Source organism: Methylobacterium sp. NMS14P, from assembly GCF_028583545.1.
Classification (GTDB): Bacteria; Pseudomonadota; Alphaproteobacteria; order Rhizobiales; family Beijerinckiaceae; genus Methylobacterium.
Genome location: NZ_CP087106.1, coordinates 5,760,935 through 5,785,098, shown reverse-complemented (window position 1 = coordinate 5,785,098; position 24,164 = coordinate 5,760,935). Strand labels below are relative to the sequence as shown.

21 protein-coding genes and 2 tRNA genes are annotated in these 24,164 nt (G+C 67.9%); 7 read left to right on the top strand and 16 right to left on the bottom strand.

What is annotated here, in order from left to right; genetic code table 11:
- Nucleotides 1-279: 279 nt before the first annotated feature.
- The 9 genes from LOK46_RS27580 to LOK46_RS27540 form a co-directional block, all read right to left on the bottom strand.
- Nucleotides 280-624, bottom strand: a complete 345-nt coding sequence (locus tag LOK46_RS27580; protein ID WP_273561498.1) for a hypothetical protein — start codon at nt 622-624, stop codon at nt 280-282.
- The gene (locus LOK46_RS27575) at nt 624-1,979 is read right to left on the bottom strand and encodes an AAA family ATPase (RefSeq protein ID WP_273561497.1); all 1,356 of its coding nucleotides are present in this window, start codon (nt 1,977-1,979) and stop codon (nt 624-626) included. The genes LOK46_RS27580 and LOK46_RS27575 overlap by 1 nt, the downstream gene beginning before the upstream one ends.
- Nucleotides 1,980-2,311: 332 nt before the next feature.
- Nucleotides 2,312-2,387 (bottom strand) — tRNA-Val (locus tag LOK46_RS27570).
- A 61-nt stretch (nt 2,388-2,448) separates the two neighbouring features.
- Nucleotides 2,449-3,123, bottom strand: a complete 675-nt coding sequence (locus LOK46_RS27565) for an aspartate/glutamate racemase family protein (RefSeq protein ID WP_273561496.1) — start codon at nt 3,121-3,123, stop codon at nt 2,449-2,451.
- Between the two features lie 13 nt (nt 3,124-3,136).
- Nucleotides 3,137-5,563, bottom strand: a complete 2,427-nt coding sequence (gene lon / locus LOK46_RS27560) for an endopeptidase La (protein WP_273561495.1) — start codon at nt 5,561-5,563, stop codon at nt 3,137-3,139.
- 247 nt (nt 5,564-5,810) lie between these two features.
- On the bottom strand, nt 5,811-7,082 hold the full coding sequence (clpX, locus tag LOK46_RS27555; protein WP_091712519.1) for an ATP-dependent Clp protease ATP-binding subunit ClpX: 1,272 nt from the start codon (nt 7,080-7,082) through the stop codon (nt 5,811-5,813).
- A gap of 184 nt (nt 7,083-7,266) precedes the next feature.
- Nucleotides 7,267-7,893: an ATP-dependent Clp protease proteolytic subunit gene (locus LOK46_RS27550; protein WP_012322036.1), complete on the bottom strand. Its 627-nt coding sequence runs from the start codon at nt 7,891-7,893 to the stop codon at nt 7,267-7,269.
- Between the two features lie 126 nt (nt 7,894-8,019).
- On the bottom strand, nt 8,020-9,441 hold the full coding sequence (gene tig / locus LOK46_RS27545) for a trigger factor (RefSeq protein WP_273561494.1): 1,422 nt from the start codon (nt 9,439-9,441) through the stop codon (nt 8,020-8,022).
- 131 nt (nt 9,442-9,572) lie between these two features.
- Nucleotides 9,573-9,657, bottom strand: a tRNA-Leu gene (locus LOK46_RS27540).
- Nucleotides 9,658-9,805: 148 nt separating this feature from the next.
- Between LOK46_RS27540 and LOK46_RS27535 the strand changes: the two genes are divergently transcribed.
- On the top strand, nt 9,806-11,326 hold the full coding sequence (locus LOK46_RS27535; RefSeq protein WP_273561493.1) for a multicopper oxidase family protein: 1,521 nt from the start codon (nt 9,806-9,808) through the stop codon (nt 11,324-11,326).
- 88 nt (nt 11,327-11,414) lie between these two features.
- On the opposite strand, the gene LOK46_RS27530 is transcribed toward LOK46_RS27535, so the two are convergent.
- A complete protein-coding gene (locus LOK46_RS27530; RefSeq protein ID WP_273561492.1) occupies nt 11,415-12,917 on the bottom strand; it encodes an NAD(P)H-hydrate dehydratase in 1,503 nt (500 codons plus the stop codon).
- 194 nt (nt 12,918-13,111) lie between these two features.
- On the opposite strand from LOK46_RS27530, the gene LOK46_RS27525 reads away from it, so the two are divergent.
- Together LOK46_RS27525 and LOK46_RS27520 are read left to right on the top strand one after the other, a co-directional pair.
- Nucleotides 13,112-13,450 (top strand): P-II family nitrogen regulator, encoded by a 339-nt coding sequence (locus LOK46_RS27525; protein ID WP_003600526.1) that lies wholly within the window; start codon nt 13,112-13,114, stop codon nt 13,448-13,450.
- Nucleotides 13,451-13,636: 186 nt separating this feature from the next.
- Nucleotides 13,637-13,816 carry a DUF2735 domain-containing protein gene (locus LOK46_RS27520; RefSeq protein ID WP_273561491.1) on the top strand — a complete coding sequence of 60 codons (180 nt, stop codon included), beginning with the start codon at nt 13,637-13,639 and terminating at the stop codon, nt 13,814-13,816.
- A 342-nt stretch (nt 13,817-14,158) separates the two neighbouring features.
- On the opposite strand, the gene LOK46_RS27515 is transcribed toward LOK46_RS27520, so the two are convergent.
- Complete coding sequence (locus tag LOK46_RS27515) at nt 14,159-15,193, bottom strand: glutamine synthetase beta-grasp domain-containing protein (protein ID WP_192706491.1); 1,035 nt, start codon at nt 15,191-15,193, stop codon at nt 14,159-14,161.
- Nucleotides 15,194-15,528: 335 nt separating this feature from the next.
- Here LOK46_RS27515 and glnA point away from each other — a divergent pair, with 335 nt between their 5' ends.
- Together glnA and LOK46_RS27505 are read left to right on the top strand one after the other, a co-directional pair.
- Nucleotides 15,529-16,938 carry a type I glutamate--ammonia ligase gene (gene glnA / locus LOK46_RS27510; RefSeq protein WP_012322030.1) on the top strand — a complete coding sequence of 470 codons (1,410 nt, stop codon included), beginning with the start codon at nt 15,529-15,531 and terminating at the stop codon, nt 16,936-16,938.
- A 218-nt stretch (nt 16,939-17,156) separates the two neighbouring features.
- On the top strand, nt 17,157-17,795 hold the full coding sequence (locus tag LOK46_RS27505) for a VOC family protein (protein ID WP_273561490.1): 639 nt from the start codon (nt 17,157-17,159) through the stop codon (nt 17,793-17,795).
- Nucleotides 17,796-17,959: 164 nt separating this feature from the next.
- Here the strand turns inward: LOK46_RS27505 and LOK46_RS27500 are convergent, their stop codons facing one another.
- Nucleotides 17,960-18,583 carry a ribonuclease D gene (locus tag LOK46_RS27500; RefSeq protein WP_273561489.1) on the bottom strand — a complete coding sequence of 208 codons (624 nt, stop codon included), beginning with the start codon at nt 18,581-18,583 and terminating at the stop codon, nt 17,960-17,962.
- A 99-nt stretch (nt 18,584-18,682) separates the two neighbouring features.
- Here LOK46_RS27500 and LOK46_RS27495 point away from each other — a divergent pair, with 99 nt between their 5' ends.
- Both LOK46_RS27495 and LOK46_RS27490 read left to right on the top strand, forming a co-directional pair.
- Nucleotides 18,683-19,111 carry a cupin domain-containing protein gene (locus tag LOK46_RS27495; protein ID WP_273561488.1) on the top strand — a complete coding sequence of 143 codons (429 nt, stop codon included), beginning with the start codon at nt 18,683-18,685 and terminating at the stop codon, nt 19,109-19,111.
- Between the two features lie 95 nt (nt 19,112-19,206).
- Nucleotides 19,207-20,433, top strand: a complete 1,227-nt coding sequence (locus LOK46_RS27490) for a glycerophosphodiester phosphodiesterase family protein (protein WP_273561487.1) — start codon at nt 19,207-19,209, stop codon at nt 20,431-20,433.
- Nucleotides 20,434-20,653: 220 nt separating this feature from the next.
- Here LOK46_RS27490 and LOK46_RS27485 read toward each other — a convergent pair whose 3' ends face one another.
- From LOK46_RS27485 to LOK46_RS27470, 4 genes are all read right to left on the bottom strand, one after another.
- Nucleotides 20,654-20,893 (bottom strand): hypothetical protein, encoded by a 240-nt coding sequence (locus LOK46_RS27485; RefSeq protein WP_273561486.1) that lies wholly within the window; start codon nt 20,891-20,893, stop codon nt 20,654-20,656.
- A 21-nt stretch (nt 20,894-20,914) separates the two neighbouring features.
- Nucleotides 20,915-21,409, bottom strand: coding sequence for a hypothetical protein (locus LOK46_RS27480; RefSeq protein WP_273561485.1), 495 nt, complete (start codon nt 21,407-21,409; stop codon nt 20,915-20,917).
- Between the two features lie 455 nt (nt 21,410-21,864).
- Nucleotides 21,865-22,593 carry an acetoacetyl-CoA reductase gene (gene phbB, locus LOK46_RS27475; protein WP_012322022.1) on the bottom strand — a complete coding sequence of 243 codons (729 nt, stop codon included), beginning with the start codon at nt 22,591-22,593 and terminating at the stop codon, nt 21,865-21,867.
- Nucleotides 22,594-22,707: 114 nt separating this feature from the next.
- Nucleotides 22,708-23,892 (bottom strand): acetyl-CoA C-acetyltransferase, encoded by a 1,185-nt coding sequence (locus LOK46_RS27470; RefSeq protein WP_273561484.1) that lies wholly within the window; start codon nt 23,890-23,892, stop codon nt 22,708-22,710.
- Nucleotides 23,893-24,164: the final 272 nt, after the last annotated feature.

Here is a 24,164-nt window from a genome sequence, read left to right as displayed (position 1 = left end):
GCCCAATATTACGGCTCGGGCCTTCCTCTAGCAACACCATCAATTTCCTATCGAGAAATCTTTGTCAGAAAACTTAGGGCAGTGAGACTTGATGGCGCGCAGAAATCGACCACAACTCGCGCTCCGCCGTGCCGCCTGCTCGAAATCCATGCGGCAAAACATATCTACACCTGTCGAAGTTTCGCCGTAGCTGATTTTCTTAGATTTAAGTGCTTCCTTAAGGCGCGACTTGCCGCCAAATCCATCGGCATTGTCATTCTCATGCTCTATTATAAAATTTTACCCATCCATTTGCACCGTACCTGCGATAATCCAATTCTCGATCATTCTGTCCGGACAGCAAAACACGATGCCGCCTACATCGATATTTTTAGCTGCGAGCATCTCTCGAAGCTGCTGTTCCATATCCTCGGATGCGATGTCCCTGCTTTCCCTGTCGACGACGACATAAACAGGACTAAAACGATCCTTAAACAACCTAATAAAGCTCTCGACCTTATCAACGATTGCCGAAAGCGTGACATCCCTCCCATTCAGCTGTGTGATTCTGACTGTAGCGTCACCACACAATCTTTGAATTATCTTCTTTTCCGAAACGCCATCGACAATGAACGCAATGGACATTACTCGATAGCTCCCGCAATGTAATAGTAGCCGAGGCCGAAACCTGTCCTTCGGATTTCAGCATCTAAATCTTCGCTGTTACTGGCTCTGCTCGCGACCGTATACCCTTGATCCATGCTAACAACGATGATTTCATCCGGACGACAATGGTTCAATATGGTTTCGCTGTGTGTTGTCACTATAGCAAAGCGATCAATATCGTTGTCTTCGATGTCAAATCTATCTGAATATTGATTGCGGACAAGATTCACAATCTCAGCCTGCATGTTCGGATGAAGGAAGTTTTCAGGCTCTTCGATCGCAAACAGTCTTCGGTTTGTGATAACAGCCGTCACCAACGCATACCATTTGGCAGTTCCATCGGAAACAAAGCTGAAAGGCAATCTTGTAACAACTCCATTGTAATCCAGATCGACAAGGATTCTTAATTTACTCTCAAATGCATCGGGCTTAACATTGATATTTGATATGGCATCATTGATTAATCTTCCGGATGAAATGATTTGCTTTCGGATGCTTGAAGCATTCCGAAAGGATCGCTTGTTGTAAAATAAAGGCTTATATCTATGATCTACCTGATCTATATCTGTTTGGAGCGCATACAGCGTCGCAGCGAAGCCGCTTCCATCTGGCTGCACAGTAGCTGGACTTGCAATATCTTCCGGTTCCCTCACCTTGCTCGGCAAGATGTTGTACGAGGTTGATCCAGCAAGATCTTGGCTCGGAAAATCAGCATTCTGCACAATGCGATCTAGATACGAATATAAGACAAAGTTGTTAGCTAAATGCCTAGACGTATCAGATATCTGAAATCTAGCCTCATCCTCGCTCTGCCTTTTATGATAGCGCAAATCACTTTTATCAAGCGCGTGTATGACAGTATCTACATTGCCATCAACATTCAGACGAGTCTCGATATCAAAGTTTGGGCGTCGCGTTTTATCAAATAATCCATCGCCTTTTAGATCGCGGTCAATAAATCCTGTCAGACGTTGGTGCTTGAAAACCAAACTTCCATCCGACGTGCTGAAGCTTACAGTCCCTTCATACTCATATGCGCCAAGGAACGATTTTTCCGCATAATAATCAAAGTAGACGCCGCCGCCGATTATTTTAAATCGGATGTCTTCCGCCACATGATACTTTTGACGTCTGAACGCCGTCCCAGCTCCTCCGACCTGACCAATAGCCTCAATAAGCGGCATTCGGCGAAGCGACCCGAGAAACTGAAGGAACAGAATAATATTTGTTTTTCCGCTGCCATTGGGACCTACAATGACGTTCAATCCGGGCTTAAAATCTATCTTGAACCCATCGAATGACTTGAAGCCTGAGCATTCTAACGTCCTCAGCATTGTGGGCTCGCTTCAGAGGAAATTCAAAGCTTGGATCGGCTGAGAGCCTGGAAAGACGCACAGTAAGCTTGCCGCCGTTCGAAGCGGCCCCACACCGGTTGCCAATCGAACTCATCTGCGAGCCTCATTCTCGCATAGAGCCCGCAACCTACCGTAAAGTGGCACAACCCGTGAGCGAGAGCCACTTCAGATGCGTCGCAAATCCGCATAAATCTCTACCCCCGTATCGAGAGGGTTCACCTGAGATGCCGCGTGTGCTTCCCATACGCTTCCCAGAACGCGTTTTTGGGAAGCGAGCCGATTCGGTTTCGGCACTAAGTCGTTGAATTTAGTGGTGGGCGGTGAGGGACTCGAACCCCCGACCCTCTCCGTGTAAAGGAGACGCTCTACCAACTGAGCTAACCGCCCGGCCGGCGACCGTTACGGCATGGCGCCGGTCCGGTGCAAGGGTCCGCGCCCCGGATCCGCGTCAGCGGTCGATGAGCCGAGCCGCCAGGGCAGGTCCGAGGCCGACGCTCTCCACGGGTTCGGGCGCGGAGCGGGCCGGCCCGGACACGTCCGCCGCCAGAACCGCCCGGGTCCCGGCCGCGACCGAGCAGATCACCGGGACGGGAACCTGCGGAGCGATCCGCCCGGCGAGCCCCGCCAGACCGGCACCGCCCAGGATGACCGTCTCGGCGCCGGACACCGCGCAGGCGCGGCAGGCCTCCGCCAGCATCGCCAGGGCCGCGTCCGGGTCGCGGGCGATGGCGCCGCCGCTCGGAGCGACCGTGCGGAGCGCCGCCAGGGCGTCGGACAGGCCGAGCGTCGCCACGAATTCCCGCAGCATCGGCTCCCAGGCCGCGCTCCCGGTGACGATGCCGAAGCGGCCGGCCGCGGCGGCCTCGCGGCAGGCCGCCTCCGCCAGGCCGATCACCGGCACCCGCGACAGCTCGCGCAGGGCGAGAAGGCCCGGATCGCCGAAGCAGGCCAGGTAGACCGCGTGGCAATCGGCCCCGTGCTCCGCGAGGGCATCGAGGGCCGCGTGGCCGGCGATCGCCGCCGCCGCCCGGCTCGCGATGTAGCGGGCGCATCCGGTCCTCCGCGCCTGATCCCGCGCATGAAAAAGCCCCCGGGGCTCAGGGCACCCGGGGGCTCGTCTCACGCAGTCAGCCGGCTCAGTGGGCCACGAAGGCCGCACCGTCCTCCTCGGTCCGGGCGGGCTTGGCCACGGGCAGCGGCTCCTCCCACTCGATCGCGACCGGCTGGCGGACCAGCGCCTTCTCCAGCACCTGATCCATCCGCGACACCGGGATGATCTCCAGCCCGTTCTTCACGCTGTCGGGCACCTCGGCGATGTCCTTGGCGTTCTCCTCGGGGATCAGCACCGTCTTGATGCCGCCGCGGAGCGCGGCGAGCAGCTTCTCCTTCAGGCCGCCGATCGGCAGGACCCGACCACGAAGCGTCACCTCGCCGGTCATCGCGACCTCGCGACGGACCGGGATGCCGGTGAGCGTCGAGATGATCGCGGTGGCCATGGCGATGCCGGCCGACGGACCGTCCTTCGGGGTCGCCCCCTCGGGAACGTGGACGTGGATGTCGCGGCGCTCGAAGAGCGGCGGCTCGATGCCGAAGTCCAGGGCCCGGGAGCGGACGTAGCTCGCCGCCGCCGAGATCGACTCCTTCATCACGTCCTTCAGGTTGCCGGTGACCGTCATCTTGCCCTTGCCGGGCATCATGACACCCTCGATCGTCAGCAGCTCGCCGCCGACCTCGGTCCAGGCCAGACCCGTCACCACGCCGACCTGATCGTCCGCGTCGATCTCGCCGTAGCGGAACTTCGGCGGGCCGAGGAAGACCGGAAGGGTGTCCGGGGTCACCGCGACCGACTTGGTCTTGGTGATCAGGATCTCCTTCACCGCCTTGCGGATGAGGTTGGACAGCTCGCGCTCCAGGTTGCGGACGCCGGCCTCCCGCGTGTAGCGGCGGACCAGCATCATCAGCCCGTCGTCGTCGATCGACCACTCGTGCGTCCCGAGGCCGTGCTTCTTGAGGGCGTTCGGGATCAGGTGCTTGCGCGCGATCTCAACCTTCTCCTCCTCGGTGTACCCGGCGATGCGGATCACCTCCATCCGGTCCATGAGCGGGCCCGGGATGTTGAGGGTGTTGGCCGTGGTCACGAACATCACGTTCGAGAGGTCGTAATCCACCTCCAGGTAGTGGTCGTTGAAGGTGCTGTTCTGCTCAGGGTCGAGCACCTCGAGGAGCGCCGCGGACGGGTCGCCGCGGAAATCCATGCCCATCTTGTCGATCTCGTCGAGCAGGATGAGCGGGTTCGAGGTCTTGGCCTTGCGCATCGACTGCACGATCTTGCCGGGCATCGAGCCGATATAGGTCCGGCGGTGACCGCGAATCTCCGCCTCGTCGCGCACGCCGCCGAGCGACATGCGCACGAACTCGCGACCCGTCGCCTTGGCGATGGACTTGCCGAGCGAGGTCTTGCCGACGCCGGGGGGACCGACGAGGCACAGGATCGGGCCGGTGAGCTTGTTCGCACGCTGCTGCACGGCGAGGTACTCGACGATCCGCTCCTTGACCTTGTCGAGGCCGAAATGGTCCTCGTCGAGCAGCGCCTGGGCGCCGAGCAGGTCCTTCTTGATCTTCGAGCGCTTGCCCCACGGGATGCCGAGCATCCAGTCGAGGTAGTTCCGCACGACGGTCGCCTCGGCCGACATCGGCGACATCTGGCGCAGCTTCTTCAGCTCGGCCGTCGCCTTGTCGCGGGCCTCCTTGGAGAGCTTGGTCTTCTCGATCTTCTCTTCCAGCTCGGCCAGCTCGTCGCGGCCGTCCTCGGAGTCGCCCAGCTCCTTCTGGATCGCCTTCATTTGCTCGTTCAGGTAGTACTCGCGCTGGGTCTTCTCCATCTGCCGCTTGACGCGGGTCCGGATGCGCTTCTCCACCTGGAGCACCGAGATCTCGCTCTCCATCAGCGACAGCACGCGCTCGAGGCGCTGCGCCACCGTGGGGGTCTCCAGGATGCCCTGCTTGTCGGAGATCTTGACGAGCAGGTGCGAGCCGATCGTGTCGGCGAGCTTGGACGGCTCGTCGATCTGAGTCACGGCGGAGACGACCTCGGGGGAGATCTTCTTGTTCAGCTTGACGTAGTTCTCGAACTCCGAGAGCACGGAGCGCGCGAGCGCCTCGGCCTCGACGCGGTCGCCGAGCTCGTCGTGGAGGGCCTCGGCGGTGGCCTCGTAGAACTCGTCCGAGCGGGTAAAGTCGACGACCTTCGCGCGGCCGACGCCCTCGACCAGCACCTTCACGGTGCCGTCGGGCAGCTTCAGCAGCTGGAGCACGGAGGCGAGCGTGCCGATCTTGTAGATGGCGTCGGTCGCCGGGTCGTCGTCACCCGCGTTGATCTGGGTGGCGAGCAGGATGTGGCGATCGGTGCGGACGGCCTCCTCGAGGGCGCGGATCGACTTCTCGCGGCCCACGAACAGGGGCACGATCATGTGCGGGAAGACGACGATGTCGCGCAGAGGCAGGACGGCGTAGGTGCCCGTCGAACCCGGGACCACCGGCTGGCGCGATTTCGACTGTGACATGCTGACTTCCTCTCAGGGACGCCCAGGTTTGGCGCCCCCATGCACGGAGCGCGCCTACAGCCGGGTGCCGACCGGGCCGCGAGGGTCGGATTTCGCTAACTTTGCGGCTGGCGACGCGGACCGGACCTCGAAGGAGCGTGCGGCCACCGCGCTGAGCCTGAGGTGGCTGCGGGGGGGGCCGTTTTCAAGACGGTCCCCGCAGCGCGCCCGGCCTGAGCCGGGCGCCTCATGCAACCCTACCGAGCGCCTACGCGCTGACGCTGGCGGGCGCGTCCTTGTTGCGGTCGCCGTGGATGTAGAGGGGGCGCGACTTGCCCTCCACCACCTCCGGACCGATGACCACCTGCTCCACGGACTCGAGGCCCGGCAGGTCGTACATCGTGTCGAGCAGGATCGTCTCCAGGATGGAGCGCAGGCCGCGGGCGCCGGTCTTGCGCTCGATCGCCTTGCGGGCGACGAGCGACAGGGCGTCGTCCTGGAACGTCAGGTCGACGTTCTCCATCTCGAACAGCCGCTGGTACTGCTTGACCAGGGCGTTCTTCGGCTCCTGCAGGATCTTCTTCAGCGCGGCCTCGTCGAGGTCCTCCAGCGTCGCCAGGACCGGCAGGCGGCCGACGAACTCGGGGATGAGGCCGAACTTCAGCAGATCCTCCGGCTCGACCGAGCGGAAGATCTCGCCGGTGCGGCGGTCGTCGGGGGCCTGCACGGTCGCGCCGAAGCCGATCGAGGTGCCCTTGCCGCGCTGTGAGATGATCCGCTCCAGACCCGCGAAGGCGCCGCCGCAGATGAACAGGATGTTGGTGGTGTCGACCTGCAGGAACTCCTGCTGCGGGTGCTTCCGGCCGCCCTGGGGCGGGACGGAGGCGACCGTGCCCTCCATGATCTTCAGGAGCGCCTGCTGCACGCCCTCGCCCGACACGTCGCGGGTGATCGACGGGTTGTCGGACTTGCGGGAGATCTTGTCGATCTCGTCGATGTAGACGATGCCGCGCTGGGCCCGCTCGACGTTGTAGTCCGAGGCCTGGAGCAGCTTGAGGATGATGTTCTCGACGTCCTCACCGACGTAGCCGGCCTCGGTCAGCGTCGTGGCGTCCGCCATGGTGAACGGCACGTCCAGGATGCGGGCCAGCGTCTGCGCGAGCAGGGTCTTGCCCGAGCCGGTCGGCCCGATCAGCATGATGTTGGACTTGGCGAGCTCGACGTCGTTGTGCTTCGTCGCGTGGGCCAGCCGCTTGTAGTGGTTGTGCACCGCGACCGAGAGGACCTTCTTGGCGAAGTCCTGGCCGATGACGTAATCGTCGAGGACGCGGCGGATTTCCTTGGGGGTCGGCACGCCGTCGCGGCTCTTCACCAGCGAGGATTTCGACTCCTCGCGGATGATGTCCATGCACAGCTCGACGCACTCGTCGCAGATGAACACCGTGGGGCCGGCGATCAGCTTGCGGACCTCGTGCTGGCTCTTGCCGCAGAACGAGCAATACAGCGTGCTCTTCGAGTCGTTGCCGCCAGTCTTGCTCATATCGGTCTCCGATTCCTCGCGTCCGCAGCCGGCTACGGGCGAACGCGCATCGCATGAATGTAGGGGGCCCGTTTAAAGAAACAGTGTGCTGCGCGCCTTTGACCGAAGGGCCCGAACCTCGATGCAAACACGCTGCCGCGGCGGGATCAAGGCCGCGCCGCGGCGGTCAGGCGACGCGGGCCGGTCAGGCGGCCGCCGGCTCGGGACGCTTCTCGATCACCTCGTCGATGAGCCCGAACTCCTTGGCCGCGTCGGCGGTCATGAAGTTGTCGCGCTCCAAAGCCGTGTGGATCGTGTCGTAGTCGCGGCCGGTGTGCTTCACGTAGATCTCGTTCAGGCGCCGCTTCAGCGCCTCGATCTCGCGGGCGTGGATCAGGATGTCGGTCGCCTGGCCCTGGAAGCCGCCGGACGGCTGGTGGACCATGATCCGGGCGTTCGGCAGGGCGAAGCGGTGGCCCGGCTCGCCGGCGGTGAGCAGCAGGGAGCCCATCGAGGCGGCCTGGCCGACGCAGAGGGTCGTCACCGGGCAGCGGATGAACTGCATCGTGTCGTAGATCGACAGGCCCGAGGTGACCACGCCGCCGGGGGAGTTGATGTAGAAGGAGATTTCCTTCTTCGGGTTCTCCGCCTCGAGGAACAGCAGCTGCGCCACGATCAGCGACGCGCCGTAATCCTCCACGGGGCCGGTGAGGAAGATGATGCGCTCGCGGAGCAGGCGGGAGTAGATGTCGAAGGCGCGCTCGCCGCGGCTCGACTGCTCGACGACCATCGGCACGAGCGCGTTGTTGTAGACGTCGATCGGATCTCTCATCTCGTCCTGCCCCGGAGTGAGGCCCGGGGCTGCCGCGAATCAGGGCAGCCCCGGGCATGTCAGCGAACACCGGCGATGCTTAACCATCGCCTAACCCTTGCCCGCCGTCCTGGGACAGAGCGGGACTCAGTCGGCCTTGGCTTCGGTCTTGGACTCGTCCTTGGCCTCGGCCTTGTCTGCCGGCTTCCCGCCGGTCGTGTCGTCGTCATCTTCGTCCGCGAAAAGCGCCTCTTTCGAGACGGGCTCCTCGACGAGCTTGACCTGCCCGAGGACGTGGTCAACGACCTTCTCCTCGAACAGGGGCGCGCGGAGTTCCGCGAGCGCCTGCGCATTCTTCCGGTAGAAGTCCCAGACCTGCTGCTCCTGGCCCGGGAACTGCCGGACCCGGGCGATGAGGGCCTGGTTCACCTCCTCGTCCGAGACCTTGATATCGGCGCTCTCGCCGACCTGCGCAAGCACGAGACCGAGACGGACGCGCCGTTCCGCGATCTTCCGGTACTCGGCCTGGGCCTTCTCCTCGGTGGTGTCCTCGTCCTCGAAGGTCTTGCCCCGGGTCTTGAGGTCCTGCTCGACCTGGGCCCACACGGCGGCGAACTCCTGCGCCACCAGGGACGGGGGCAGCTCGAAGGCGTACTTGCCGTCCAGCGCGTCGAGCAGCTCCTTCTTCAGCCGGCGGCGCGAGGCGGCCTCGAAGTCCCGGCCGATCGCCTCGGACACGGCCTCGCGAAGCTTCTCCAGCGACTCCATGCCCATCGACTTGGCGAACTCGTCGTCGATCTTGGCCTCGCCCGCCGCCTGGATCTTCGTGACGGTCACGTCGAACTCGGCGTCCTTGCCGGCGAGGTGCTCGGCCCCGTACGACTCAGGGAAGGTGACCTTCACGAGGCGCTTGTCGCCGACCTTGGCGCCGACCAGCTGCTCCTCGAAGCCCGGGATGAACGAGCCGGAGCCGAGCTCGAGGTCGATGCCCTCGCCCTTGCCGCCCTGGAACTCCTCGCCGTCGATGCGGCCGACGAAGTCGATGGTGGCGCGGTCGCCGCTCTGGGCCTCGGCGCCCTCCTCGCGCTCGGTGAACGGACGGCTCTGGCCGGCCATGCGCTCGAGGGCCTCGTCGACCTCCGCGTCGGAGGGCTTGGCGACGAGCTTGGTCAGGCTGACGTCCGAGAGGTCGGCGAGCTCGAAGCTCGGCATCACCTCGAGGGCGACCTTGAAGGCGAGGTCGCCCTTGGCGTCCAGCGCCTTCTCGACCTCGGCCTGGTCGGTCGGGAACTCGACCTGCGGCTCCAGGGCGAGCTTGAGGCCGTTATCGCTGACGATCTGACGGTTCGCCTCGTTGACGGCGTTCTGCACCACCTCGGCCATCACGGAGCGGCCGTAGACCTTGCGCAGGTGCGCGACCGGCACCTTGCCGGGGCGGAAGCCCTTGAGCTGCACCTTGTCCTTCATGCCGGACAGCTCGTTGGTCAGGCGCTCCTCGAGTTCCTGGGCGGCCAGCAGAACCTGAAACTCGCGCTTCAGCCCCTGGGCGTTGATCTCGGTCACCTGCATCGTCGTCGTCGCTCTTCAAAGAAACCTGGGGTCGCCGGCCGGGCCGGCGTCGTGCTCGCGCGGACCGGGATGCCGAGATGTCGGGTACGGGGCGGAGGGTCCCGAGGGGACCGCAACCTCAGCAGAGGTCCTGGTGCGGGCGGAGGGGCTCGAACCCCCACGTCTTGCGACACTGGAACCTAAATCCAGCGCGTCTACCAGTTCCGCCACGCCCGCGCGCGCCGACATCCGGCGCATCGCCGGCCGCCGGAAGCGGGCCCTATAGCATGGGCCGGCGGGCCCGCAGCAAAAAACTTGCCCCTGTGGCGCGGGAGCCCGCGCGCCGCTAAGGAGCGGACCCGTCGCGAGTTGCAGCCGAGATCCCATGCCGCCATCCCGCACCGTGCCGCCGACCGATTCGCGTGCCGGCACGCCGTCGCGCCGGACGCTGCTCACCGCCGCGGCGGCCTTCGGGCTCGCGCCGGGGGCCGCGCGGGCCCAGGCGCCGGCCGCCGCGCCGGGGGTGCCCGCGCCGTCCCCGACGCCGTCCCCCGCGCAGCCGGAGCCCGCGGCCGCGCCGGCGACCCTGCCGGCGGCGCCCGGCAGGACGCGGTTCAGGCCGGACCCCGCGCCCGAGACGCCGGTCTGGTGCTTCGACGGCAAGACCCTGCCGCCCGTCGTCCGGGTGAAGCTCGGGCAGGCGGTGCGCCTCAAGGTCGAGAACCGGACCGACAGGCCGCTGTCGCTGCACTGGCACGGGGTGCGCAACGTCAACGCCATGGACGGCGTCGGCGGGGTGACCCAGGCTCCGATCCCGCCGGGCGGCGACTTCCTCTACGCGTTCACGCCGCCGGATGCCGGCTCCTACCTGATCCGGCCCCTGGTCGTCGGCGGGGCGAGCGAGCCGTCGGGCCGCGGGCTCGCCGGCATGCTGGTCGTCGAGGAGACCAACCCGCCCGCGGTCGACGCCGACGTCAGCGTCGTGCTGCAGGACTGGCGGCTCGAGGACGACGGCACCCTGATGCCGTTCGGGCAGACGGCGCTCGCGGCCGCGCACGGGCGCCTCGGCAACCTCGTGACCGTCAACGGCAAGCCGGTGCCGGGCGCCTTCGAGGCGAAGCCCGGCTCCCGGGTCCGCCTGCGCCTCGGCAATGCCTGCAACGCCCGGGCGACGCGCATCAAGTTCGAGGGCGTGAAGGTCTACGTGGCGGCGGTCGACGGCCAGCCCACCGACACGTTCGAGCCCCTGCGGGCCACCCTGCCCTTCCCGCCCGGCACCCGCTACGATCTGCTCGTCGACCTGCCGGAGGAGGAAGGCGCCACCTGCGAGATCCAGGCCCTGATCGGCAAGGGGCTGGTCCTGGCGAGCGTCGTCACCAAGGGCGCCAGGATCGCCGAGAAGCGGCCCTCGATTGGGCCGATCGGCGAGAACAAGCGCCTGCCGGCCGAGATCAAGCTCCAGAACGCCCTGCGCCGCGACGTGGTGATCACCGGCGGCGCCTTCGTGCCGAAGGGTAAGGACGGGGCCAAGGACGGCACCAAGGACGGCCCCGCGCCCGTCCCGGTCTACACGGGCGACCCGCAGAAGATCTGGTCGGTGAACGGCGCGAGCGGCACCGCCGGCCTCGCGCCGATCTTCACGGTGAAGCGCGGCCAGGTGGTGGTGCTGGCCCTGCGCAACGAGACCGCCTTCCCGCAGGCCCTGCACCTGCACGGCCACTGCTTCCGCCTGCTCCACCCCCTGGATGACGGCTGGGAGCCCTACTGGCTCGACACGTTCCAGCTCCTCGAGGGGCGAACCGCCCGGATCGGCTTCCTGGCGGACAATCCGGGGCGCTGGCTGATCAGCGCCACGGTGCTGGAGCGGTTCGACACCGGCCTCTGGACGATGTTCGAGGTCACCTGAGCGGTCAGCCGCCGGGTCAGCCGCCGGGTCAGCCGCCGGGTCAGCCGCCGGGTCAGCCGCCGGGTCAGCCGCGGGGTCAGCCGCGGGGTCAGCCGCCGCTCGACGCGACGAGGTCGCGCAGCACCGCCGGCATCAGCTCGGGGATGTCCTCGGCGATCAGGCCCGGCCCGTGGCGCAGGCCGGCGTCCCCGTGGAGCCAGACGCCGGCCGCGGCGGCCGTGAAGGGCTCCATGCCCTGCGCCAGAAGGCCGGCGATCAGGCCGCCCAGCACGTCCCCGGACCCGGCCGTCCCGAGATAGGGGCTGCCGTGGTCGTTGATGGCCGCGCGCCCGTCGGGGGCCGCGATCACCGTGTCGGCCCCCTTGAAGACCACCACGGCGCCGGTCAGCGCGGCCGCCGCGCGGGCCCGGGCGACCTTGTCGGCGCCCTCGGCCATCGCGTCCGTCCCGTCGAAGAGCCGCGCGAACTCGCCGGCATGCGGGGTCAGCACGGCCCGCGCATCCCCGTCTGCGAGATGGGCGGCGAGCAGGGGCGCCTTGCCGGCGAAGCTCGTCAGCGCGTCGGCGTCGAGGACGAGGCCGCGCCCGGCCGCCGCCGCTACGGCGACGCGCTCCCGGGTCGGCTCGCCGGTGCCGAGCCCGGGTCCGGCCAGGATCACGTTCAGCCGCTCGTCGGTGAGCAGGTCGTCGAGATCGTCGGCGCTCTCGCAGGGCCGCAGCATGATCGCCGTGAGGTGGGCGGCGTTCTCAGGCAGCGCGGCGACCGGGGACGCGACGGTGACGAGCCCGGCGCCGACCCGCAGGGCGCCGCGGGCGGCGAGCCGGGCGGCGCCGGTCTTGGTGGCGGGCCCGGACAGGACGAGGGCGTGGCCGCGGGTATACTTGTGGCTCGCGCCGGTGAGGTGCGGGAAGTCCCGGCCCCACAGGTCGGGCCCGTTCCGGTCGAGGGGCGCGCCGGCGGCCAGGCCGGCCTCCAGCGCCGCCGGTCCGGTCCCGATATCGGCGAGGCTGAGCTGGCCGCACAGGCCCCGCCCGGGCTGGAGCAGGTGCCCCGGCTTGAGGGTCACGAAGGTCACGGTCTCCACCGCCCGGATGGCGGCGCCGCGCACCGCGCCGGTATCACCGTCGACCCCGCTCGGCACGTCGACGGCGAGCACAGGCATCCCGGCCTCGTTCACCGCCTCGACGAGCGCGCGGGCGGCGCCGTCGAGGTCGCGCGACAGGCCGGCCCCGAACAGGGCGTCGATCACGAGGTCGCCGGACGGCAGCGCGCCGCTCTCGACCGGACGTACCGGCCTCGTCCAGGCCTCGGCCGCCAGGGCGGCATCCCCCGTCAGCGCCGACACCGCGCCGAGGCAGAGGAGTTCGACCGCGTAGCCGGCTTCGGCCAGCAGGCGCGCGGCCACGAAGCCGTCGCCGCCGTTGTTGCCCGGCCCGCACAGGACGACCACGCGGCCCCCCGCCGGCAGCCGGGCCCGAGCGCGGGCGGCCACGGCGGCCCCGGCCGCCTCCATCAGGGTCAGGCTCGGCACGCCGCCGTCGATTGCCGCGGCATCGACCCGCCTCATTGCCGCGACCGTCAGCAACCGCATATCCGTCTCCGCCTCTGCCCGTGCACCGATCAGCCCTGACTAAAATCGCGCCAGATTCCGGTGAAGCGCTCTAAGGATGTGCGTGCATCGCACAGCAAATAGGCACTATGGTCGGACACGCCGCGAAAACGGCATGGCGAAGGCGTCACGAGGATGTTAGAAATGCCAGGCACCGCAGCGCAGGCCCGAGCGGCATGAAGAAGATCGAAGCGATCATCAAGCCTTTCAAGCTCGACGAGGTGAAGGAGGCCCTCCAGGAGGTCGGCCTCCAGGGCATCACCGTCATCGAGGCGAAGGGTTTCGGCCGTCAGAAGGGCCACACGGAGCTCTACCGGGGCGCCGAGTACGTGGTCGACTTCCTGCCCAAGGTGAAGCTCGAGATCGTCCTGTCCGACGCTCTGGTCGAGGGCGCCGTGGAGGCGATCCGCAAGTCGGCCCAGACCGGGCGCATCGGCGACGGCAAGATCTTCGTCTCGACGATCGAGGAAGCGATCCGCATCCGCACCGGCGAGACCGGCACGGACGCGATCTGATCGACCTCCGCCCGCTATCCCGAGACCGCCGGCGGCCGCGTCCTCCGCAATAACTGCCTAAGATTTCGCACTGCGCGAATGTCCGGCATCGGCTCCTCCGGCCCTGGAGCGCCGTCTTCCGCACCCCACATCATCCGGAACGGCCGGCTCGATCGGCCGCTCGAACCGGATGCAGGAGGAAGTGCGATGGCCGCCACGGACCCGCGCGAGACCGCCAAGATCTACGATCTGTCCGCGTTCCGACGCGCGCGCGAGACCGCCCGGACGGTCCCGGACGCGAAGCCCGCGCCCGTGCCGAGCTTCGGCGGGGGCGCTTGGTACCACGAGGCCGCCATCCGCGAGGACGAGCGCCCGCGGCGACCGTAACCTCGGACAGCGCCCCGTCCGCCATGCCCCCTCTCCCGTGCGGGAGAGGGTTGGGGTGAGAGGATCCGGTCTTTCCGGAGAGCTCGCATCCCTCACCCTGTCCCTCTCCCGCACGGGAGAGTGGCCGCGCCTCGTGCGGCGCGGGCTCGGCGACGACCTCAACTCAATCCGAGCGGGAACGGCGTTCGGTTCCGGGCTCGCCCGCGGAGCCCCGGAATGCTGGCGCGGGTCGCGCCCGCCCTGCCGCCAGCCACAGTGTTCCCTGCCCCGGAAACGGCGAAGCCGGACCCGAGGGCCCGGCTTCGTCGATGGCGGCGGGGAGCCCGAGGCTCCCCCCGCGTCTCACGCGGCTGCGGCGGCCTCGGTCGGCACGGAAGCGATCGTCTTCAGCACCTGCGAGGCGATCTGGTAGGGGTCGCCCTGCGAGTTCGGACGGCGGTCCTCCAGGTAGCCCTTGTAGCCGTTGTTCACGAAGGAGTGCGGCACGCGGATCGAGGCGCCGCGGTCGGCCACGCCGTACGAGAACTCGTGGATCGAGGCGGTCTCGTGCTTGCCGGTCAGGCGCATGTGGTTGTCCGGACCGTAGACGGCGATGTGCTCCTCGCGGGCGTTCTTGAACGCCTCCATGAGCTTCTCGAAGTACGCCTTGCCGCCGTGCTCGCGCATGAAGGCGGTCGAGAAGTTGCAGTGCATGCCCGAGCCGTTCCAGTCGGTGTCGCCGAGCGGCTTGCAGTGGTACTCGACGTCGATGCCGTACTTCTCGCAGAGGCGCTGTAGGAGGTAGCGGGCCATCCACATCTCGTCGGCGGCCTTCTTCGAGCCCTTGCCGAAGATCTGGAATTCCCACTGGCCCTTGGCCACCTCGGCGTTGATGCCCTCGTGGTTGATGCCGGCGTCGAGGCAGAGGTCGAGGTGCTCCTCGACGATCTTGCGGGCGACGTCGCCGACGTTCGAGTAGCCGACGCCGGTGTAGTACGGGCCCTGCGGCGCCGGGTAGCCGGAGGTCGGGAAGCCGAGCGGGCGGCCGTCCTTGTACAGGAAGTACTCCTGCTCGAAGCCGAACCACGCACCGGCATCGTCCAGAATGGTGGCGCGCTTGTTGGACTCGTGCGGGGTCACGCCGTCCGGCATCATCACTTCGCACATCACCAGCACGCCGTTCTTGCGGGCGGGGTCGGGGAAGTGGCGCACGGGCTTCAGCATGCAGTCGGAGCTGCCGCCCTCGGCCTGCTTGGTGGACGAGCCGTCGAAGCCCCACATCGGGAGCTGCTCGAGGGTCGGGAAGCTGTCGAATTCCTTGATCTGCGTCTTACCGCGGAGGTTCGGGGTCGGCGTGTACCCGTCGAGCCATATGTACTCGAGCTTATATTTGGTCATTCCGGTTCTCTCGTCCGTATCGATGCGCGACCTGGGCAACCCGGGAAGACGCGAACGGCTTGCCGCCTCGTCGACGGCTGCGGCCGCCTTCGCATGGATCGTGCCAGAAGGGCCATTGCCGGAGAACAACGGTGCCCTAGAAACCGTGCTGCCCGATCACGCTTGCGAGATCGGGCGCGAGAACAGACGGATCGTTCTATCCGGCAGCCGATTCCGATCTCCGGCGGGTGGCAAGGCGCGCCCGCGCCGGATATCAAGCGCCGCTTGCCGGCGCACGCGACCGCGTGCGGGTGCGCCACGAGAGACGATTCAGAGATCCCTGGAGGATGCCCACGATGACCACTGCGGCCGAGGTGCTGAAGACGATCCGGGACAACGACGTGCGTTACGTGGACTTCCGGTTCACCGACCCGCGCGGCAAGTGGCAGCACGTCACGTTCGACGTGTCGCTCATCGACGAGGAGATCTTCGACGAGGGCACCATGTTCGACGGCTCCTCGATCGCCGGCTGGAAGGCGATCAACGAGTCCGACATGCTGCTGATGCCGGATCCCGTCACCGCCACGCTGGACCCGTTCTTCTCGGCCGCAACCATGTCGATCGTCTGCGACGTGCTGGAGCCGGCCACCGGCGAGCCCTACGGCCGCGACCCGCGCGGCACCGCCAAGCGCGCCGAGGCCTACCTGCAGCAGACCGGCATCGGCGACACGATCTACGTCGGCCCCGAGGCCGAGTTCTTCGTGTTCGACGACGTGAAGTTCGGCGCCGACCCGTACCGCACCGGCTTCGAGCTCGATTCCACCGAGCTGCCGACCAACGGCTTCACCGACTACGAGGGCGGCAACCTCGGCCACCGGGTCCAGACCAAGGGCGGCTACTTCCCGGTCCCGCCGCAGGATTCGGCGCAGGACATGCGCGGCGAGATGCTCGCGGCCATGCAGTCCATGGGCGTGAAGGTCGAGAAGCACCACCACGAGGTGGCCTCGGCCCAGCACGAGCTCGGCATGAAGTTCGACACGCTGACCCTGCTCGCCGACCACATGCAGATTTACAAGTACTGCATCCACAACGTCGCGCAGAGCTACGGCAAGTCGGCGACCTTCATGCCCAAGCCCGTCTACGGCGACAACGGCTCGGGCATGCACGTCCACCAGTCGATCTGGAAGGACGGCAAGCCGGTCTTCGCGGGCGACAAGTATGCCGGCCTCTCCCAGGAATGCCTCTGGTACATCGGCGGCATCATCAAGCACGCCAAGGCGCTGAACGCCTTCACCAACCCGTCGACCAACTCGTACAAGCGCCTGGTGCCGGGCTACGAGGCGCCGGTGCTGCTCGCCTACTCGGCGCGCAACCGCTCGGCCTCCTGCCGCATCCCGTGGACCAAGAGCCCGAAGGCCAAGCGCGTCGAGGTCCGCTTCCCCGACCCGATGGCGAACCCCTACCTCGCCTTCTCGGCGCTGCTGATGGCCGGCCTCGACGGCATCCGGAACAAGATCGATCCGGGCCCGGCCATGGACAAGGACCTGTACGAGCTGCCGCCGCGGGAGCTGAAGAAGATCCCGACCGTGTGCGGCTCGCTCCGCGAGGCCCTGAACAGCCTCGACAAGGACCGGGCCTTCCTCAAGGAGGGCGGCGTGTTCTCCGACGACCAGATCGACTCGTTCATCGAGCTGAAGATGACCGAGGTGCTGCGCTACGAGATGACCCCGCACCCGATCGAGTTCGTGCAGTACTACTCGCTGTGAGGTGAGAGCCGGCCGGGCGCGATGCTTGGCCCTGCGCCCTCTTTCCGGGCCGGGGCCTCTCGCGGGGCCCCGGCCTTTTTCTTGGGGAGCGCTCCGGCGTCACCCATCCCCGCCCGATCCCGATGCGCCCGTCAGCGCGGAGGTCGGGTCGGGGCCCGCACGGCCCGGAGAATGTCCGGCGGCCGCGCAGGCGCCAGCGGTCACTTGGAGCCCGCCCGATGCTCACCCTCGACCATCTCGTCGTCGTCGCGCCCGATCTCGCGGAGGGCGTGGCGCATGTCCGAGACTGCCTCGGCCTCGCCATGCCGGAGGGCGGCCGCCACCGCGAGATGGGCACGCGCAACCACCTGCTGCGCCTCGGCGACGCCCTGTTCCTGGAGGTGATCGCCGTCGATCCCGACGCGCCGCCGCCGTCGCGCGCCCGCTGGTTCGGCCTCGGCGACGCCGCGCGGGTGCGGGCCGACTGGGATGCGGGCCGGCGGCTGCGCGGCTTCGTCGCCCGCACGGAGGATCTCGACGGCACGCTCGCCGCCCACGGCGCGCTCCTCGGCGCGGCGGCGACGATGACCCGGGGCGACCTGTCCTGGCGCTTCGCGGTGCCCCCGGGCGGGGCGTGGCCGGCGGACGGGGCCGCGCCCTGCGCGATGGCGTGGGGGCCGCGCGGAAACCCGGCCGCGACGATGCCGGACCTCGGCGCCGGCCTGGAGGCGCTCGTCCTGACGCACCCGGATCCAGGCGCCGTCGCGGGGCTTCACACCGCGCTCGGCCTCGCCGATCCGCCGCAGGTCGTGGCGGGCCCGGGCACGCGCTGGACCGCCCGGATCACGACGCCGTCGGGCCCGCGGAGCCTGACCTGACAGCGACGGACCCTCCTCGCCGGCCTGATCGGGTGGGCGACCGGCGAGGAGGGCCTGGCCGGGACTCGGAAGCCCAGGCGGCCACAACCTACCAGCGACACATCGCGGTGCGGTGACAGGAAAGTCTCACTCCGCACAGGAAGTGTGCGGGGTCCTCCGCGCCCTCAGGTGTGCGCGAAGATGTCGGTCTCGGGCCAGCCGTCGAGGTCGAGGCGGGCCCGCGTCGGCAGGAAGCCGAAACAGGCGGCCGCGAGGTCGGTGCGGCCTTCCCGGGCCAGCATGGCGTCGAGCCGCTCCCGGGCCGCGTGGAGGTGGAGCACGTCCGAGGCCGCGTAATCGAGCTGGGCCTGCGACAGGGTCTCGGCGCCCCAGTCCGAGGATTGCTGCTGCTTCGACAGGTCGACGCCGACCAGTTCGCGGACCACGTCCTTGAGCCCGTGGCGGTCCGTGTAGGTGCGCGCGAGCTTCGAGGCGATCTTGGTGCAGTAGACCGGGCTCGGCATCACCCCGAGGGCCCTGTACAGGACCGCCACGTCGAACCGCGCGAAGTGGAAGATCTTCAGGACCCCGGGGTCGGCCAGGACCCGCTTGAGCACGACCGGCTCCGGCCCGTCCTGCGGGATCTGGACCACGTCGGCCGTCCCGTCGCCGGTGGAGAGCTGCACCACGCAGAGGCGGTCGCGATGCGGGTTGAGCCCGAGCGTCTCGGTGTCGATGGCCACCGCCCGGCCCGCGTCGTAGGTGGCGGGCAAGTCGCCGCGGTGAAGACGTACGGTCGGGCTCGGCATCGTTCTCGGACCTTGCGGGGTTTTCGGCCGGTAACATCGGTGCCAAGTGCCGGCAAGCCGCGGACGATTCGCGCGGCCGGGATCGACAGGGAGCTGGACATGACGGCAGCCGAGGTGATCGCGACCCTGGGGTTGAAGCCCCATCCCGAGGGCGGCCATTACCGCGAGACGTTCCGCGATGCCCGCACCGTCGACGGCCGTTCGGTCGGCACCGCGATCTACTTCCTGCTCGACCTCGGCGAGGTCTCGGCATGGCACCGGGTCGACGCCACCGAGATCTGGCACTGGCACGCCGGCGCGCCGCTGGTGATCACCACGAGCCCCAACGGGCACGACGCCGAGGCCCGGCATCTCGGGCCGGACCTCGGCGCCGGGCAGCGCCCGCAATGCGTCGTGCCGGCCGGCCACTGGCAGACCGCCACCAGCCTGGGCGCCTGGACGCTCGTCGGCTGCACGGTCTCGCCGGGCTTCGACTTCGCCGGCTTCGAGATGGCGCCGCCCGATTGGCGGCCGACGCCGCGCGGATGATCCGCCGCTATCATGGCGGCGGCCCGCCGGGGCGTGCGGGGTCACGCCCCTGTCACCGTCCCCCTCTACCGGCGGCCTGAAACGGGAGGTTCGCGATGCGTGCGATCATGTTGGGGCTGGGGCTGCTTCTGGGAGCGGGCCCCGCGCTCGCCGGCGAGGCCGCCCAGCTCGGCCCCCGGCCCTTCTACCTCGTCGACCAGCTGAAGCCCGGCCCGCTCAAGGACAGGCTCGCCGCCTGCGGCGTCGACCGGACCTACACGCCCCGGACCTTCTCGATCTCGCACCGCGGCGCGCCGCTGATGTTCCCGGAACACACCCGGGAGGGCCTGCTCGCCGCGTACCGGATGGGCGCCGGGATCATCGAGTGCGACGTGGCCTTCACCAAGGACCGCCAGCTCGTCTGCCGCCACAGCCAGTGCGACCTGCACACGACCACCGACATCCTCGCCCGGCCCGAGCTCGCGGCGAAGTGCACGCAGGGCTTCACGCCGGCCGACCCGGCCACCGGGCGGAAGGCCTCGGCCAAGTGCTGCACCAGCGACCTGACGCTGGACGAGTTCAAGTCGCTGAACGGGAAGATGGACGCGTCCGACCCGGACGCCACCACGGTGGCGGCCTACATGAACGCGACGCCGCGCTGGCGCACCGACCTCTACGCCGGAACCGGCACGCTGATGTCGCACAAGGAGTACATCGCGCTGGTGAAGGGGATGGGGCGGAAATTCACCCCCGAGCTGAAGGCGCCCCAGGTCCCGATGCCGTTCCAGGGCACCTACACGCAGGACATGTACGCTCAGCAGCTGGTCGACGAGTACCGGGAGGCCGGGATCCCGGCCTCCGACGTCTACCCGCAGAGCTTCCAGCTCCGCGACATCCTCTACTGGCTGGAGAAGGATCCGGAATTCGGCCGTCAGGCGATCTTCCTCGACGACCGGGACGAGACCGCGAAGGGCTTCGACCCGGAGACGCCCGCCACGTGGCAGCCGGGCATGGCCGAACTCGCCCGGAAGGGCGTGAAGATCCTGGCGCCGCCGCTGTGGATGCTGGTCCGGCCGGGCCCGGACGGGACGATCGAGCCCTCGACCTACGCCCGGGAGGCCAAGGCGGCCGGGCTGGGGCTGATCGCGTGGTCGCTGGAGCGCTCGGGCCCCCTGAAGGGCGGCGGCGGGTACTATTACCAGTCGATCAAGCCGGTGGTCACCGGCGACGGCGACATCCTGCGGCTGCTCGACGTCCTGCACGGTCAGGTGGGCGTGCTGGGGGTCTTCTCCGACTGGCCCGCGACCACGACCTTCTACGCCAACTGCGTCGGCGCCCCGTAGCGCCGCCGCTCAGTCGGCCCAGAGGGCCACGAGGGAGAAGAAGCCGGCCATCACGAAGTTCACGATCAGGAAGCCGGTGATGATGAGGGCGAGCGTCATGGTGGCCTCGGAGGCGGAGCGGTCTGGGGGATGGGGGCGCGGCGCGGCCAGGCCTTCGTGGACCTGCGCCGCCCGCCGATGAGCCCCGCGGCACGTCCGCGGGGCCGCGCGTGGGGTCCGCCTAGTGCGGGCTCAGCACGTGGAGGAGGTTGAACAGGTACTCGCCGCTCAGCGGCTTCCAGCCGAGCCGCCGCCGGATCAGGCCGTAGCCCGCGCAGGTCAGCGCGGCGGAGCCGAGGACCGCGAGCGTGAACCAAGCGAGGCTGGCGGTCGCGAACCCGACAGCAATGCCGAACAGGGCCGCCGTCACGAAAATGATCCGGCTCGGGTTGCGCGGGCCGCGCGTCGTCACGTCAGACATGGGGACCTCCCTCGATCCAGATCAGCGGGCGCGGCAGTTCGGGCCGTACCAAGTCATGGTCCGGCGATCCATGCCGCCGTCCGAGGAGGCGCCGCAGACGGGGAACCGCGGGTCGCCGGTGCGCTGCAGGCTCATCACCCTGTAGAGGTCCTGCTGCGCCTCGCGGCGGCGGTTCTGCTCGGCGAGCTGCGCCTGCCAGTACAGGTTGCTGTTGGACTGGGCGACGGCGCGCTGCTGGTGGAGGCCCATCATGCACTCGGCGAAGCCGTCGGTGCCGGGCTCGAAGCCGAAGGCGTAGCACTGGTTCTGATCCAGCGCGTGGCGCTCCTGCGGGGTGACGCAGGCCGCCAGCCCCAGGGCACAGGCCGCCGCGAGGCCGAGCTTCGCTGCGGCGTGGAGCGCGGGGCCGCCGCGAACGGTCGAGCGGTCGGCACGCGCCCCGGTCGTGCGGGAAGAACAATCCTGGCTCTCGCCGATAAACTGAACGCCGAATTTACCGTGAAACCAGTTGTTCATGATCCTCGGGACCTCGATTTCTGTCGGCGGGACCATCCATGAGCCGATGGAAGGAGATCTATACGAGGCCGCTCGAATTGTTCGTGTCTCAGGACACGCGGGCCATCGTGCCGATCGCTGCCCGCAATGCCCGTTATCCCGGCCGACGCGCGAATCCCACGCCGGGAAGGACTTCCGTCATGCTTGGTCGGCCGGATCGTCCGAGGCCGCGACCGCGGCGGGCGGGGCGCGGTTCATCGGCCGGGCTGGCGCCGCCCGGCGCGCGCTCGGTCGCCGACATGCGGGACCTCCGCGCGGCGCGGATCGGCGCGCGCCGCCGTCGGGCTCGGCTGGGACAAGTGTCGGAAGGAGAGGTGCGCGGCCGGCATCGTCGGACGGCCCGCCGTCGCGGCGCGGCCTCCGGAGCCTCGGCCTGAGGCGGGCGCGCCGGGTCGATCCGGCGCGCCCGCGGGCGGTCAGACGAAGTGCTGGCCGCCGTTGATGGTCAGCGTCGAGCCGTTCACGAAGCCGGCCTCGTCGCTGGCGAGATACTCGACCGCGTGGGCGATCTCGTCGGACTCGCCCAGGCGGCCGGTCGGGATCGTCGAGATGATCTTGTTGCGGATGTCCTCGGGCACCGCCATCACCATCTCGGTGGCGATGTAGCCGGGCGCCACCACGTTGACCGTGATGCCCTTCGAGGCGCTCTCCTGCGCCAGGGCCTTGGCGAAGCCGATCACGCCGGCCTTGGCGGCCGAGTAGTTGGTCTGGCCGGCCTGACCCTTCTGGCCGTTGATCGACGAGATGATGATGATGCGGCCGAAGTTGCGGCTGCGCATGCCCTCGATCAGCGGACGGGTGCAGGTGAACATCGAGTCGAGGTTGGTCTTGATGACCGCCTGCCACTTCTCGAACGTCATCTTGTGGAAGGCGCCGTCCCGGGTGATGCCGGCGTTGTTGACCAGGATGTCCACGGGGCCGAGCTCGGCCTCGATCGCCTTGATGCCGGCCTCGCAGCTCGCGAGATCGCCCACGTCGAACTTGAAGACCGGGATGCCGGTCTCGGCCTTGAAGGCGTTGGCCGCCTCGTCGTTGCCGGCGTAGTTGGCGGCGACTTTGTAGCCCTTATCCTTGAGCCGCTTCGAGATCGCCGCGCCGATACCGCGGGTGCCGCCCGTCACGAGGGCGACGCGTCCTTGAGCCATTGTTTCCTCCTGTTCGCATCACTTGATGCCGCGTGCGGATGGCGTCCGCACGCGATTTTTTCTGACTTCGGCCTTAAGTCTATGTTGTGAGCCGATACTGTCGTGACAGACCGATCAGGTCCGCTCGACGCACATCGCCACACCCATGCCGCCGCCGATGCAGAGCGTGGCGAGGCCCTTCTTGGCGTCGCGGCGCTTCATCTCGTGCAGCAGGGTGACGAGGACGCGGGCGCCCGAGGCGCCGATCGGGTGGCCGATGGCGATGGCGCCGCCGTTGACGTTCACCTTCGCGTCGTCCCAGCCCATGTCCTTGTTCACGGCCAGCGCCTGGGCCGCGAAGGCCTCGTTAGCCTCGATCAGGTCGAGGTCGGACGGCTTCCAGCCGGCCTTCTCCAGGGCCTTGCGCGAGGCCGGGATCGGGCCGGTGCCCATCACCTTCGGGTCGACGCCCGCGGTCGCCCAGGACTTGATCCGGGCGAGCGGGGTCAGGCCGCGGCGCTCGGCCTCCGAGGCCGACATCAGCACCAGGGCGGCGGCGCCGTCGTTGAGGCCCGACGCGTTGGCGGCCGTGACGGTGCCGTCCTTGGTGAAGGCCGGCTTCAGCTTGCCCATCGCCTCCAGGGTGGCGCCGTCGCGGATGTACTCGTCGGTGTCGACGACCGTGTCGCCCTTCTTGCCCGGCACCGTGACGGGGACGATCTCGTCCTTGAATCGGCCCTCCTTGCGGGCGGCCTCGGCCTTGTTCTGCGAGCGGGTCGCGAACTGGTCCTGCTGCTCGCGGGTGAGCTGGAAGGCCTGGGCGACGTTCTCGGCGGTCTGGCCCATGTGGTAGCCGTTGAAGGCGTCCCAGAGCCCGTCCTTGATCATGGTGTCGACGAGCTTGACGTCGCCCATCTTCTGGCCGCCGCGCAGGTACTGCGCGTGCGGCGACAGGGACATCGATTCCTGACCGCCGGCCACGATGACCTTGGCGTCGCCGTTGGCGATCTGCTGCATGCCGATGGCGACCGTGCGCAGGCCCGAGCCGCAGACCTGGTTGAGGCCCCACGCGGTGGCCTTCTCGGGGATGCCGGCCTTGATGGCGGCCTGACGGGCGGGGTTCTGGCCGGCGCCCGCGGTGAGGACCTGACCGAAGATCACCTCGTCCACCTCATCGGGCGAGACCTTGGCCCGCTCCAGGGCGGCCTTGATCGCCGTCGCGCCGAGCTCGTGGGCCGGCACCGCCCCGAAGGCGCCGCCGAACGAGCCGACCGGCGTGCGCGCCGCCCCGACGATGACGATCTCTTCGTTGCCTGCCATGTGAACGTTCTCCTCTCGCGAGCCGGCGCGCCTTCCACGTCCCGGGCGCGCTCTGTGCCGGCCCTGGGATGAAGGGCTTGAGGTCGGCGAAGTCAAGGTTGTGCATCGAAGCGCGAAAACGCGCCGATGACGCGGCCGCGAGACTGAAATGGCGCGGCCACCCAGGCCGCTCTGCATTATTCTGCGTTGAAGAGGTGCAGTTTGCTGTTTTCTGCGCCCGGGGAAGGCTTTAAGGATCGTGCTGCGGGCGCGAAAACAGCCTCCGTCAGACA

What these genes read in the sequence shown, in the direction of transcription:
- LOK46_RS27495 (WP_273561488.1), top strand. Translation starts at nt 18,683, where the DNA reads ATGACGGCAGCCGAGGTGATCGCGACCCTGGGGTTGAAGCCCCATCCC.
- glnA (WP_012322030.1), top strand. Translation starts at nt 15,529, where the DNA reads ATGACCACTGCGGCCGAGGTGCTGAAGACGATCCGGGACAACGACGTG.
- LOK46_RS27485 (WP_273561486.1), bottom strand. Translation starts at nt 20,893, where the DNA reads ATGTCTGACGTGACGACGCGCGGCCCGCGCAACCCGAGCCGGATCATT.
- LOK46_RS27535 (WP_273561493.1), top strand. Translation starts at nt 9,806, where the DNA reads ATGCCGCCATCCCGCACCGTGCCGCCGACCGATTCGCGTGCCGGCACG.
- LOK46_RS27575 (WP_273561497.1), bottom strand. Translation starts at nt 1,979, where the DNA reads ATGCTGAGGACGTTAGAATGCTCAGGCTTCAAGTCATTCGATGGGTTC.
- LOK46_RS27515 (WP_192706491.1), bottom strand. Translation starts at nt 15,193, where the DNA reads ATGACCAAATATAAGCTCGAGTACATATGGCTCGACGGGTACACGCCG.
- LOK46_RS27490 (WP_273561487.1), top strand. Translation starts at nt 19,207, where the DNA reads ATGCGTGCGATCATGTTGGGGCTGGGGCTGCTTCTGGGAGCGGGCCCC.
- LOK46_RS27480 (WP_273561485.1), bottom strand. Translation starts at nt 21,409, where the DNA reads ATGAACAACTGGTTTCACGGTAAATTCGGCGTTCAGTTTATCGGCGAG.
- tig (WP_273561494.1), bottom strand. Translation starts at nt 9,441, where the DNA reads ATGCAGGTGACCGAGATCAACGCCCAGGGGCTGAAGCGCGAGTTTCAG.
- LOK46_RS27550 (WP_012322036.1), bottom strand. Translation starts at nt 7,893, where the DNA reads ATGAGAGATCCGATCGACGTCTACAACAACGCGCTCGTGCCGATGGTC.
- LOK46_RS27520 (WP_273561491.1), top strand. Translation starts at nt 13,637, where the DNA reads ATGGCCGCCACGGACCCGCGCGAGACCGCCAAGATCTACGATCTGTCC.
- phbB (WP_012322022.1), bottom strand. Translation starts at nt 22,593, where the DNA reads ATGGCTCAAGGACGCGTCGCCCTCGTGACGGGCGGCACCCGCGGTATC.
- LOK46_RS27580 (WP_273561498.1), bottom strand. Translation starts at nt 624, where the DNA reads ATGTCCATTGCGTTCATTGTCGATGGCGTTTCGGAAAAGAAGATAATT.
- LOK46_RS27500 (WP_273561489.1), bottom strand. Translation starts at nt 18,583, where the DNA reads ATGCCGAGCCCGACCGTACGTCTTCACCGCGGCGACTTGCCCGCCACC.
- LOK46_RS27505 (WP_273561490.1), top strand. Translation starts at nt 17,157, where the DNA reads ATGCTCACCCTCGACCATCTCGTCGTCGTCGCGCCCGATCTCGCGGAG.
- LOK46_RS27470 (WP_273561484.1), bottom strand. Translation starts at nt 23,892, where the DNA reads ATGGCAGGCAACGAAGAGATCGTCATCGTCGGGGCGGCGCGCACGCCG.
- LOK46_RS27525 (WP_003600526.1), top strand. Translation starts at nt 13,112, where the DNA reads ATGAAGAAGATCGAAGCGATCATCAAGCCTTTCAAGCTCGACGAGGTG.
- LOK46_RS27530 (WP_273561492.1), bottom strand. Translation starts at nt 12,917, where the DNA reads ATGCGGTTGCTGACGGTCGCGGCAATGAGGCGGGTCGATGCCGCGGCA.
- lon (WP_273561495.1), bottom strand. Translation starts at nt 5,563, where the DNA reads ATGTCACAGTCGAAATCGCGCCAGCCGGTGGTCCCGGGTTCGACGGGC.
- clpX (WP_091712519.1), bottom strand. Translation starts at nt 7,082, where the DNA reads ATGAGCAAGACTGGCGGCAACGACTCGAAGAGCACGCTGTATTGCTCG.